The following is a 12,283-nucleotide window of genomic DNA, read 5'->3' as shown; positions in this document are numbered from 1 at the left end:
TCAGGACAGCAGCCGGTCCACGTCGGCCTGGGTCAGGTGCCCGGCGTCCGATTGCAGGCGCGGGCCATTCTCGAGTTCGGTGGCGCGGGCGTTGCCGCCCCAGCCCGGGATCGCGCCGTCCGCGGTGGCCGCCTTGGCGGCCGGCGCGGCGCCGAACCGCCAGGTCACGATGCGGCGGTCGAGCTCATCGAGAAGGCCGCGCACATTGGCGATGCGCTGCCCCGCGAGATCCTGGAAATCGCAGGCCTGAAACACCAGCAAGAGCCGTTCGGAGAGGTGGTCGGCGCTTTCGGCCGAAAGCGCGCCTTCGGCCTTGAGACGGTGAATCGTTGCGTCCAGCTCCTCGCAGATGCCGAGGATGGCGTGAACGCCGCGCGCCACGTCGCTGGTGACCGCGGTGAGCTCCGCGGAGGCGCGCGCCAGCCCGGCGCCAGCTTGAACCACCGCAACCGCGGCGGCCTGGTGGCCGGCTCCGGCCTGCGCCGATTCGGCCCGGGCTGTCTCCGCCGACGAGCCAGAAGCGCCGCGCGCCGTCGGCGACCCGGGCGGCGCGGTGCGTTCGAGGCGATAGGGGCGGGTCGTGCGGTTCAATCAACAGTTTCCGAACGCGGGCCGCGAGCCGGCCAAGCGTTGCCGAGAACCATGCCTGCGCTTCCTTAAGGGATAAACAACGCCTTACCGAAACCGCTCAATTTCTTGTAAACCATTCCGCTGAAAAGAGAATTGAATGAAATACAAAGCGCTTTGTTAACGTTGATTGTTCAGCAGGCCTCCACCCGCGAGCGAATAGTTTCCGGCTGACATAACCCGAAGTATTCAGCCTGGAGCCGCAGCCTCCCATGCGCAGATACCTGTTGCCCCTCATCGCCCTCGTGGCCGTCGCGCCGTCGCTTGCGCGCGCCGGCTCGCCCGACATGGGCGGCGGCTTCATCGAGTTGCTGATGACCGGGCGCAACCCGTCGCCGCGCGAACCCGCCGTGGCGCCCCCCATCCCAGGGGCGCCGCTCGGCGTCCGCCGTCCCATCTGGCCGGCCGAGCCCGCCTATGCGCCGGACCCGCGCTACGCCTCCCTGCCCATGAACGCGCCGCCCGAGCCGATGAGCCGCATCGAGCGCGGCCTCGACCCGCGCTACGAGCGCCAGGTCGTGGACTATGACGGCCGCCACGCGCCGGGCACGATCGTGATCGATTCGCCCAACAAGTTTCTCTATCTCGTCCAGCCGGGCGGCAAGGCCCTGCGCTACGGCATCGGCGTGGGTCGCCCCGGCTTCACCTGGGCGGGCGTGAAGACCATCACCCGCAAGGCCGAATGGCCCGGCTGGACGCCCCCGCCCGAGATGATCAAGCGCCGGCCGGACCTCCCGGCCCACATGGAAGGCGGCCCCGACAACCCACTCGGCGCCCGCGCGATGTATCTCGGCTCCACGCTCTACCGCATCCACGGCACCAACGAGCCCAACACCATCGGCCAGAACGTCTCCTCGGGCTGCATCCGCCTGCGCAACGAGGACGTCACGGACCTGTACGAGCGCGTGCGGGTGGGGACGACTGTGGTGGTGATGTAGGGGGCCCACGCTCCCCTTGAGGGGGAGGGTGGCGCTTCGCGCCGTCCTGGGCGTCCCCTCGCCGTCATTGCGAGCCGGAGGCGAAGCAATCCAGCCTAACGGCCGGGCGTTAGGCTGGATTGCTTCGCTGCGCTCGCAATGACGGCGAGGCGCATCGAATGCCCAGCCACAGGCTCGCTACCCTTTCCGGTGCGGCAGCGGCAGGCCGCGTTCCACCAAGGCGGCCCAGATGTCCTCGGCGTCATCCGCGAAGCCGAAGAGGTCGAGGTCGTCGCGTTTCACCATGCCGGCGTCCACGAGGGCGTCAAAGTTGATGACCGAGGTCCAGTAGGCTCGGTCCGCCAGCACGATCGGGATCGCCGGGGCCTTGCCGGTCTGGCGCAGCGTCAAGATCTCGAAGAGCTCGTCAAAGGTGCCGAAGCCGCCCGGGAACACCACCAATCCGTTGGCCCGCATGGCGAGATGCATCTTGCGCATCGCGAAATAGTGGAAGCGGAAGGTGAGGTCCGGCGTCGAATAGGCGTTCGGCTCCTGCTCGTGCGGCAGGGTGATGTTGAAGCCGACCGACGGCGCTCCGGCTTCGGCGGCCCCGCGGTTGGCGGCTTCCATAATGCCGGGGCCGCCGCCCGTCGCGATCACGTTGTCGCGCTGGCCGTGGTCGGACGTCAAAGCCCCGCCGCGCTGCGAGGCGATCATGCCGAATCGGCGCGCCTCCTCATACCAGCGCGCGCCGTTGGGCCCGAACGTCGTCGGGACGCCGGCCGGCCTCGCGCGGGCCGAGCCGAACACCACCACGGTTGAGCGCACGCCCCAGGCGCGCAGGCGCTCCTCCGCCTTGGCGTATTCCAGAAGAAAGCGCACGCCGCGCATCGAGTCGCCGAGCAGGAACTCCTGGTCCATGGCCGGCAGGCGAAACGCGGCGGACGCCATTTGGGCGCTGTTGTCGGGCGAATCTGTCACCCGGAGAACCTATCAGGCCCAGCTGTCGCCGTCGTCCACGCCGCCGTCGTCGAAGCTGGCGTCATCGATGGGGCTGTCGGTCGCGGGATCGTCATAGCCGGCCGACTGGTAGTTGGCGCTGTCGCCCATCGGGTCGGCGGCCGCCGATCCATAGTTGTTGTTGATGATGGTCTCGCCGGAGCCGCCGCCGAGCGCGGCCGGGTCGGCCAGGCTGTTGGCCTGCCCGCCAAACAGGCCGCCCGAGCCGTGGTGGCTGTTGAACAGCGACGAGACGCCCTGGAACAGCAAGGCGCCGCCGGCCACGCCGGCCGCGGTCGTCATGGCGTTGCGCAGGAAGCCGCCGCCGCCACCGCCACCCATCGCCCCCATGGCCCCGCCAGGACCCGCGCCCTGGCCTCCGCCGAAGAAGCCGCCGCCGCCCTGAGGCGGCTGGGCCTGCTGGGCCGCGCCCCACGGACCCGCGGCGGGCGGGGGAGCGGCTTGCGGGGCGGCTTGGCCCCATGGGCCTGCGGGACGGCCGGGCTGGGGCGGACGACCCGCCTCCTGGCCGCCAAAAATGGTTTTGCCGAGCCCGCCCAGGAAGCTGGTGGAGCCGGCGTCACGCGCCTTTTCGTGCTCGGCGGCCTGCGCCTCGAGCTCCTGGATGCGGCTGGCGGCGGCTTTCAGCGCCTCCTCCTGCACGATCACGGTCTGGGCCATCAGGTAGGGCGCATAGGGCTGCTGGCGCACCGCATCGCTGATGAAGGCCTCGGCCTCCTTGTCGCGCGGCGCATTGGCGGCGCCCTTCACACGCTCGAACAGATTCGCGAGCAGCTGGCGTTCCTCGGGACTCATGGTCGCTCCTCGTGTGCGTGACTCAACGGCGTGGCGGCCGAAACAACCCTCGCAGGCGCCGCAATCGCCACCGTGCGGCCCGTGAGATGTGGTGGCGGCCAAGCCGGCCTCCAAGGCCTCGCAACATGAATTCGCGGAAAGGTCGGGCGTTCCGTGTGGGGGGCGCCGTGGAGGGAGCGAGGGCGCCTTGCCTCATCGGCATTCGGATAGTCCAAACTCCCAACACCCTCATCCTGAGGAGCAGGCCCGCTTGGGCCTGCGTCTCGAAGGACGAGGGCTCCAGCGAGTTCAACCGTGATGGCAGGCTGGAGTCACTTGTCCTTCGAGACGCATCGCCAAGCGGCGATGCTCCTCAGGATGAGGGGATTGGGGCGGTGGACGGGGGTGGAAAAGCGCGCGTGCGCCAGCCGCTCAGGCCGCCAGCATGTCGTAGGCGGAGAGCGTCAGGAAGTCGGGGACGTCCGCGGCCAGCGTCATGGCGCGGAACAGGTCCACGGCCTCCCGGTGGCGGCCAGCCGCGAAGCCGGCGTCGCCGAGATCGGCGCGGAGGCGCGCGACCTCGTCGTCGAGGATTTCGCCGAAGAGCTCGGGCGTGATCTTGCGGCCGTCCGACAGCTTGGCCTCGTGGTACACCCACTGCCAGACCTGCACGCGCGCGATCTCGGCCGTGCCCGCGTCCTCCAGGAGGTCGTGCATCGGCAGCGCGCCCTGCCCGCCGATCCAGGCGGCCAGATAGTGGATCACAACCCGGATGTTGCCGCGCAGGCCCGCCTCGGTGCGGCGGCCGGGGTGCATCGAGAGCATGTCGTCGCGGATGATCTCCATGTCGGCATGGAGGAGGCCGAGCTGGTTCGCCTCCGGCACCAGACCGTGGAACACCTCCTGGGCGATGGGGACCAGATCGGGATGGCCGACCCAGACGCCGTCCAGGCCCTCGAGGGCGGCGCGCTGCTTGTCGGCCTTCACCATGGCGATGGACTGGCGATGGGCGCGGCGATCGCCCTTCACGGGCATGTTGGCGATCTTGCCGCCGAGCGCCAGCGCGCCGCGGCGGTGGCAGGTCTTCACCAGCAGGTAGGAGCAGGCCGCCAGAAAGTTCGACCCCATCACCATGGAGGCGCGGTCCGGCGTGACGAAGCGGGCGTGCTTGCCGAGGCATTTGATGAAGCTGAAGATCAGGTCCCAGCGGCCACAATTGAGGCCGAGCGCGCGCTCGCGCAGCTCCCACAGGATCTCGTCCATCTCAAAGGCGGCCGGCATGGTCTCGATCAGCACGGTGGCCTTGATGGAGCCCGCCGCCAATTCGAGCTCACGCTCGGCGAAGCCCAGCATGTCGTTCCAGAGGCGCGCCTCGCGCGCGCCCTCCACCTTGGGCAAGTAAAGCGCGACGGTGCGGCCCTGGGCCTGGATCGCGCGGGCGTTGTGAAACAAATAGAGCCCGACGTCGAACAGCGTAGCGGCCAGCGGCCGGCCGGCGACCTGCACGTGCTTTTCGGGCAGGTGCCAGCCGCGCGGGCGCATCATCACGGCCGCGCCATCCGGACGCGGCGCGGTCTTGCGGCCCTTGGGGGAGCCGGCCTGGAGCCGCCCGGCCCAGAAATCGATCAGGTTCGCCTGGCCGTCGATCAGGTTGGTCCAGCTCGGCGAGGACGCGTCTTCGAAATCGGCCACGAACACCTTCGCGCCGGAGTTCACGGCCGCCACGATGGCGGCGCGTCCGGGCGGCCCGGCGATCTCGATGCGGCGGTCCACGAGGTCGGCCGGGATGGGGCTCACCCGCCAGTCAGCGTCGCGGATGCTTTGGGTCTCGGCCGGAAAGTCCGGCATCTCGCCGCCGTCGAAGGCCAGCCGGCGCTCGGCCCGGTGGGCCAGGGCCGCCCGGCGGGCAGTCTCGAACCGGGCGTCCAGCCGGGCCAGGAAGGCCGTTGCGGCGGCGCACAGGATCGCGGGCGCACGCCCGTCCATGACGGCGCTGATCGCCAAGCCTTCATTCCGGACCGTCATCGAGCAACCCTACCCCAGCGTGCTTTTTTGCGTGACGCACTCTGGACGAGCAGGCCTTTTCGAGTGGTTGCCAGGGTGGCCCGGTTTCTCCCTATGGTGAACGGAGTTCTACCGCCTGCGCGCAGGGAGGGCTGAAATTGCTCGTTTGCGCGCATTCGGGTTGCGGCGCCGGCCCATCGAGCCGGCTTCTGGAGGATCTCTATCCCTGATTGTTTACGAACGCCCGGCATACTCCTGGTCGTATCGCCACGAGTCACCGAGCCGTTTGTGAACCTCGTCCGCCTCTTCAAGCGCCCCAGGTCCGCCGCGGACCTGCATGACGCCCCCTCCCCGGCCGTCGAGGCGCCGACGGCCCAGCCGTCGGAGTCGCCCGACGGCGGCGACGGCCTGCGCGAGGTGCTGCGACAGCTCGAGGACGACGTTCTGCTGACCATGCGGGTAATCGGCTACTCGGCCGACGACGTGCAGTCGCAGGTGACCGAGACGCTCACCCTGATGGACGGGCTGCGCGACGCCAGCCTCGAGCTCTCCAGCCTCTCCGACACGGCCTTCAAGGCCACCACCAGCCTCGCGGAGACGACGCAGCAGCTCTCGCGCACGGGCGTCGCGATCGAGAGCCATATCGCGGGCACGGACGAGTTCGTGGACGACGCGCGCAACCTGGCGGGCGACGTGACGCAGCGCATGCAGCAGCTCACCACCGCGGTCGACCGCATCGCGGGCGTGGTCGCGGTGATTGGCGCGATCGCGCGGCAGACGAACCTGCTCGCGCTCAACGCGAGCATCGAGGCGGCGCGGGCCGGCGCGGCCGGGCGCGGCTTCGCGGTCGTGGCCACGGAGGTGAAGCAGCTGGCCGGGCAGGTGCAGGCGGCCACGAGCGACATCGGCGCGCAGATCGCGACCCTGCAGACGGTGGCGCGCGAGAGCGGCGCGTCCATCGGCGCCATCGCGCGCCTGCTCGCGCGCGTGGGGCCCGTGCTCGGCAGCGTGCGCGACGCCGTGGGCGCGCAGATGGACGCCGCCCGCGAGGTCGCGCACCGCGCGTCCGACAGCCTGCAATTCGTGCGCGTGGTCTCGCAGAAGAGCGAGGCCATGACGCAGATAGCCGCGGACGCGGCGGGCGCATGCCGCAACGCCGGCGAGGCCGCGAACATGACCGTGCCCGCCCTCCACCGGCTGACGCAGCGCGCGTCGGCGGTGTTCAGGCACGCGGAGGCGGGCGACCAGCGCAAGTACCGGCGCGCGCCGCTGCGGCTGGACGGCTACTTCCGCAAGGGCGACGCGCTCTCGGCCGTGCCCATCGTGACGCTCGACATCTCGCGCGGCGGCGTGCTGGCGCTGCCGGACCCGGAGCTGCGCGTGGGCGGCCGCGGCCGTCTCGACCTGCCCACGCTGGGCGTGTTCGAGGCCACGATCCTGAGCGCGACCGAGGACGGCGTGCGCTTCGTGTTCGACGCGCTGCCGCAGGCCGTGGGCGACGGCATCGACCAGATCGTGGCCGACACGGAGCGGCGCTTCCAGGGGTGGATCAAGACCGCGCAGGCGGCCGCAACCGAGGTGACGCTGCAATTCGAGCTCGCCGTTCAGCAGGGCCAGGTTTCGGCGTCGGACCTGATCACCGTGGACTACCGGCGCATCGAGGGCACCAACCCGATCCAGTACACCACGCGGGCGACGCCGTTCTACGACGCCGTTCTGCCGCCCATCCTGGAGCGGTTCCGGGCCGAAAATCCCGAGGCTTTCCTGGTGATGGCGGCGGACCGCAACGCCTACATGCCGGTTCACCATCCCGAATGGTCGAAGCCGCAGCGGCCGGGCGAGATCGAGTGGAACGACGTCAATTGCCGCAACCGGCGCATCCTGGAGCGCTCCAAGCTGCTGGTGATCGCCCGCAGCCGCACGTCCTACTCGCTCACGGCCTTCATGCGGCACAATGGCGGGACCAACTGGGTGCCGGCCACCATGGTGGCGTCGCCCGTGTTCGTGCAGGGGCAGCTCTGGGGCAATGTCATGTTCGCGGTCGCGATCGAGCCCCGCAACATGAAAACGCCGTCGCTCAGCGCGACGGCGCCTTTAGCCCCACAGCCTATGACCTGAAGCTCAGGCCGGGGTGCAGCACACCACGAGGCTGATAGTCTTGTGGCCGGCGCGCACTTCCATGCGGTCCCAGGCTTCGCGGCTCTCGTCGCCGAACACGCCAGCTTCCTCGGCCGGGTAGAGGCGGTTCTCGGCGTCGGCCACGTGGATGTGGAAGCCTTCCGGAACTTCAAAGCCGTTGATGCCGCGAGCCGTGCCCTCGGGATCCTGCTCGAAGGCGTCGAGCAAGGAACGGTCCTCATGGATCGCCTTGGCGATCTCACGCATCTTGGCGTAATCGACGCGAGCAAGGCTGGCGGCGCTGGTGGTCACGAATTCGCGGGTGTCAGTCATTGAAGCGCTCTCCCTGAGTGCGTTGGACGACCCATTAGCGCCACAGACTCACTCACGTTCAAGCTGTATTTTTAACCTTTTGTTTACCATAACTTGCAGCAACGCGCGTAACCGCAAAGATCAGACGAGCTGCCATTTTCTATTCAGCAGCAAACGAAACCGGCTCGTCCTGCGCCTCGCGATGGCCGAATCCGGCGTCTTCGAGCGCCTCCGGCATGGGGCCTCCCGTGGCCCAGTCCAGCAACTCCACCGTGTGGACGATCGGGATTCGCACGCCGCGGTCGGCGAATCCCTTTCCGATCTGCGTCATGCAGCCGATGTTTCCGGTTGCGACGATCTCGGGCCGGGTCTTCTGGATGTTGTCGACCTTGCGCTCGCGCAGCTGCCCGGCCAGCTCCGGCTGGAGGATGTTGTAGGTTCCGGCCGAGCCGCAGCAGATATGCGCCTCCGGCACGTCCTTGACGAGAAAGCCTGCCGCCTTCAGCAGCTTCTTGGGCGCGTCCGTAATCTTCTGGCCATGCTGCATCGAGCAGGCCGAATGGTAGGTCACGACGTCGCCGGTGCGGCGCACGGGCGCCTTCCATTCGATGGAGCCAAGATATTCAGTGATGTCCCGGGCAAGCGCCGACACCCGCGCGGCCTTGTCCGCATAGGCGGGGTCCTCGCGGAACATGAAGCCGTAGTCCTTCACGGTGGTGCCGCAGCCGGACGTCGTCACGATGATGGCGTCCAGGCCCTCGCCCTCGATCTCGCGCGTCCAGGCGTCGATCGCGCCCTTTGCCAGGGCGTGGCCCTGCTCGTTGCGGCCCATGTGGTGGACCAGCGCGCCGCAGCAGCCCTCGTCGCGCGGGATCACGACCTCGACGCCGTTGCGGTTCAGGATCCGGATCGCGGCGTCGTTGATGGAGGGCTGCAGCACCGGCTGGGCGCAGCCGTTCAACAGCGCCACGCGGCCGGTGCGCGGCCCCTCCGGTCGAAACACCGTGAGCTTTTCGGCGTCCGAGCGGGCCGGCAGGCGCGACGGGGCGAGCGCCAGCATCGCGCCCATGCGGGCGCCGATCCCCGGAATACGGCGCAGCAGCGGCGCCAGCGGCTTGGCCAGCATCGCGCCGGCCAGCGCCAGGCGGAAGCGGCCCCGATAGGGCAGGATCGCGGCCAGCACGGACCGCATGGCGCGGTCGAGCGGCGGGCGCGCGTAGGTGTCCTCGATATAGGAGCGGGCATGGTCGACGAGGTGCATGTAATGCACGCCCGACGGGCAGGTCGTCATGCAGGACAGGCAGGAGAGGCAGCGATCGATGTGCTTCACCACCTGCGGGGTGGCGGGCCTGTCGTTCTCCAGCATGTCCTTGATGAGGTAGATGCGCCCGCGCGGGCTATCCAGCTCGTCGCCGAGCAGCAGATAGGTGGGGCACGTGGCGGTGCAGAAGCCGCAATGCACACAGGTGCGCAGGATCTTCTCGGACGTGGCGGTGGCCTGGTCCTTCAGCCGCTCGGGAGCAAAATTGGTCTGCATGATATGACTTTCAGAGCCCCGCCGTCATGCGGCCCGGGTTGAGGATGCCGGCTGGATCGAAGCTGGCCTTGATCCCAGCCGAAAGCGCCGCGATGGCGGCCGGCTGCGGCTCGAAAACGGAGACGGCGGCGCGAACCTCCGCCGGCGCGCGCACCAGCGTCGCATGCGCGCCGGTTCCCGCGAAAGCGCCCCGGATGGCGGCTGCCCCGGCGTCGCCCGCCGGCGCGGCGGCGATCCATACCAGTCCGCCGCCCCAATCATAGAAGCTGCGCACCGGCAGCGTGGGGTGCAACTTCGCCATCGCGGCCGCGGCCCTGGAGGGAGCGACCGACACCCGCCAGACCGCGGCGTCGCGCGGCTCAGCCAGAAAAGACGCATCGCGGATCTGGCGCCAGAGCGCGGCGGCGGTGTCGCCCTCGATCACGTCGGCGGGGCCGAAGCCCTTCAGCACGGTGCGCAACTCGCCGGCCCGGTAGGCGATGGATTCGCGGAAGCCCTCCACGCGCAGCAGCGTCTTGGGCACGCGCTCCACGCCGGAGGGTAGATGCGCGGCGCCGTTCACCTCGAAGGGCGAGCCGAGGCCGGCCGCCATGGCCTCGATGGCGCGGGCGTCGTCCAGCCCGTGCAGCACCACCGTCATCACGTGCGCGGGCGCGGGCAGCACCTTGAAGATGACTTCGCTCATCACGCCCAGCGTGCCCCAGGAGCCCGCCATCAGCTTCACGAGATCGAGCCCGGTGACGTTTTTCATCACCCGGCCGCCGGACTTCACAATCTCACCCTTGCCGTTGACGAAGCGCACCCCGATGAGACTGTCGCGGCAGGCGCCCGCCATGATGCGGCGCGGGCCGGAATTGTTGCTGGCCGCAAGGCCGCCCATGGTGGGCTCGCCGCTCGTTCCGAGCAGGCCCCTGTAGTCAACGGGCTCGAAGGTCAGCGCCTGGCCCTTTTCGGCGAGCGTGGCCTCGACCTCCCGCAACGGCGTGCCGGCGCGCGCGCCGATCACCATCTCGGACGGCTCGTAGAGGGTGACGCCTGTCATGCCGCGCGTCGTGAGCGTGCGCTCGGTCTGAAGCGGCCGGCCGAAGCCGTTCTTGGTGCCCGCGCCCTCCACGGCCAGGGGAGTCTTTGCCGCATGGGCGGCCGCAATGGCCTCCGCCAGGGCGGCTTCATCGGCGGGCTGGAGAAGGTCGGTCATGCGGGTTGATTCACGCGTTTCTTTGGTTGAGGCGGTGGGGAGAGGCCCTCACCCCAGCCCTCTCCCCGTGCCGGGGAGAGGGGGTCGATTGCGGCTGCGGCGGCGGGCGCGCCCTTCGCCCCGGCACGGGGAGAAGGTGGCCCGAAGGGTCGGATGAGGGGCTTCGCCGCCTACGCCGCCTCGCTGTCGGGGAGCCAGCGGCCTTCGAGGGGGAAGACCTTGGCGGGGTTGAGCAGCCACTGGCGGTCGAACACGGCGCGGACGCGCATTTGCTGCTCGAGGTCGACCTCGGTGAACTGATGGCGCATCAGGTCGCGCTTCTCGATGCCGACGCCGTGCTCGCCCGTAAGGCAGCCGCCGACCTCGACGCAGAGCTTGAGGATGTCGTTGCCGGCCTCCTCGGCCTTGTGGGCCTCCACGGGGTCGTTGACGTTGTACATGATGAGCGGATGCAGGTTGCCATCTCCCGCGTGGAACACGTTGGCGACGCGAAGATCATAGCTCTTCACGATCTCGTCCATGCGCTTCAACACGTAGGGGAGCTGGCCCGTCGGGATGGTGCCGTCCATGCAGATGTAGTCGGCGATGCGGCCCGTGGCCCCGAAGGCGGATTTGCGCCCCTTCCAGATGGCGGCCGTCTCCATGGCGGACTTGGATTCCCGCACGGTCTGGACGCCGTGCTCCTTGGCGATGTCGACGATGCGCGCCAGCGTGGCGTCCATCTCGGCGTCCGAGCCCTCGACCTCGATGATCAGCAGGGCCTCGGCGTCCATCGGGTAGCCGGCCTTGGCGAAGTCCTCGCAGATCTGGATGGCGGGCTTGTCCATGAACTCCATCGCGACCGGGACGATGCCGGCCGCGATGATGGCGGCCACGCACTCGCCCGCGCTCTCGCTGGACGCGAAGCCGAACAGCACCGGGCGGGCGCCCTCGGCGGCGCGCAGGATGCGCAGCGTCGCCTCGGTGACGACGCCGAGCTGGCCTTCGGAGCCGATCACCAGCCCGAGCAGGTCGTAGCCGGGCGCATCCAGGGCGTCGCCGCCGATGTCCACGATCGTGCCGTCCAGCAGCACCATGCGGACGCCCAGGATGTTGTTGGTCGTGACGCCATATTTCAGGCAATGGGCGCCGCCCGAGTTCATCGCGATATTGCCCGCGATCGTGCAGGCGAGCTGCGACGAGGGGTCCGGCGCGTAGAAGAAGCCCTCGTAGGACACCGCGCCGCTGACCGCCAAATTGGTGATGCCGGACTGCACCCGCATGGTGCGGTCGCCGAAGTTCACGTCCAGCACGCGGTTCATCTTGGAGACGCCCAGGATGATGGCGTCCTCCTGCGCGATGGCGCCGCCGCACAGCGACGTGCCGGCCCCGCGCGGCACGACCTTGACGCCATGCTCGTTGCAGAACTTCAGCACGGAGGCGACCTCCTCGGTGGTGGAGGGCAGCACCACGGCGAGCGGCAGGCGGCGATAGGCCGTGAGGCCGTCGGTCTCAAAGGCGCGGCGCTCGTCCTCGGTGGTCACCAGCGCGTCCGGGGCGACGAGGCGCGCGAGGCCGGCGACGATCTCGTCCCGGCGGGCGACCACGCCCGCATCGGGGATCGGAAAAGCGATGCCGCTCATGGGTCCTCCAGGCGTTCCGGCGCAGGGCGGCCGGGGTGAACGCGTGTGTTCAGTTTTCAGCATAGCGGATTGCGCGGGGCCTTGCAGGATGCCGCGTCGATCAGGATTATTTCTCCCAGGGCACAAATGTCCATGCCCTTGTGCTTATCTGACG

General features: G+C 69.3%; 10 protein-coding genes. 2 read left to right on the top strand and 8 right to left on the bottom strand.

Annotation, left to right across the window (positions count from 1 at the left end):
- Positions 1-591, bottom strand: a complete 591-nt coding sequence (locus IEV99_RS04395) for a protein phosphatase CheZ (RefSeq protein ID WP_188516485.1) — start codon at positions 589-591, stop codon at positions 1-3.
- Positions 592-839: 248 nt separating this feature from the next.
- Here IEV99_RS04395 and IEV99_RS04390 point away from each other — a divergent pair, with 248 nt between their 5' ends.
- Positions 840-1,565, top strand: a complete 726-nt coding sequence (locus tag IEV99_RS04390) for a L,D-transpeptidase (protein WP_188516484.1) — start codon at positions 840-842, stop codon at positions 1,563-1,565.
- Positions 1,566-1,742: 177 nt separating this feature from the next.
- On the opposite strand, the gene IEV99_RS04385 is transcribed toward IEV99_RS04390, so the two are convergent.
- From IEV99_RS04385 to aceB, 3 genes are all read right to left on the bottom strand, one after another.
- Entirely contained in the window at positions 1,743-2,495 is a 753-nt protein-coding gene (locus tag IEV99_RS04385) for an LOG family protein (RefSeq protein WP_188517644.1), read from the bottom strand.
- A gap of 42 nt (positions 2,496-2,537) precedes the next feature.
- Positions 2,538-3,359, bottom strand: coding sequence for a DUF2076 domain-containing protein (locus IEV99_RS04380; protein WP_188516483.1), 822 nt, complete (start codon positions 3,357-3,359; stop codon positions 2,538-2,540).
- Positions 3,360-3,770: 411 nt separating this feature from the next.
- On the bottom strand, positions 3,771-5,342 hold the full coding sequence (gene aceB, locus IEV99_RS04375) for a malate synthase A (RefSeq protein ID WP_210318620.1): 1,572 nt from the start codon (positions 5,340-5,342) through the stop codon (positions 3,771-3,773).
- 288 nt (positions 5,343-5,630) lie between these two features.
- Between aceB and IEV99_RS04370 the strand changes: the two genes are divergently transcribed.
- A complete protein-coding gene (locus IEV99_RS04370; protein WP_188516481.1) occupies positions 5,631-7,460 on the top strand; it encodes a methyl-accepting chemotaxis protein in 1,830 nt (609 codons plus the stop codon).
- A 3-nt stretch (positions 7,461-7,463) separates the two neighbouring features.
- On the opposite strand, the gene IEV99_RS04365 is transcribed toward IEV99_RS04370, so the two are convergent.
- The 4 genes from IEV99_RS04365 to IEV99_RS04350 form a co-directional block, all read right to left on the bottom strand.
- Positions 7,464-7,793, bottom strand: a complete 330-nt coding sequence (locus IEV99_RS04365; protein ID WP_188516480.1) for a hypothetical protein — start codon at positions 7,791-7,793, stop codon at positions 7,464-7,466.
- A 139-nt stretch (positions 7,794-7,932) separates the two neighbouring features.
- Positions 7,933-9,309: a glycolate oxidase subunit GlcF gene (gene glcF, locus IEV99_RS04360; RefSeq protein WP_188516479.1), complete on the bottom strand. Its 1,377-nt coding sequence runs from the start codon at positions 9,307-9,309 to the stop codon at positions 7,933-7,935.
- 10 nt (positions 9,310-9,319) lie between these two features.
- Positions 9,320-10,507: a glycolate oxidase subunit GlcE gene (gene glcE, locus IEV99_RS04355; protein ID WP_188516478.1), complete on the bottom strand. Its 1,188-nt coding sequence runs from the start codon at positions 10,505-10,507 to the stop codon at positions 9,320-9,322.
- Between the two features lie 170 nt (positions 10,508-10,677).
- A complete protein-coding gene (locus IEV99_RS04350) occupies positions 10,678-12,129 on the bottom strand; it encodes an FAD-linked oxidase C-terminal domain-containing protein (protein ID WP_188516477.1) in 1,452 nt (483 codons plus the stop codon).
- Between the last annotated feature and the right edge of the window lie 154 nt (positions 12,130-12,283).

Source organism: Alsobacter metallidurans (genome assembly GCF_014636935.1).
Taxonomy (GTDB): Bacteria; Pseudomonadota; Alphaproteobacteria; order Rhizobiales; family Beijerinckiaceae; genus Alsobacter; species Alsobacter metallidurans.
This window is presented reverse-complemented; position numbering and strand designations above follow the sequence as displayed.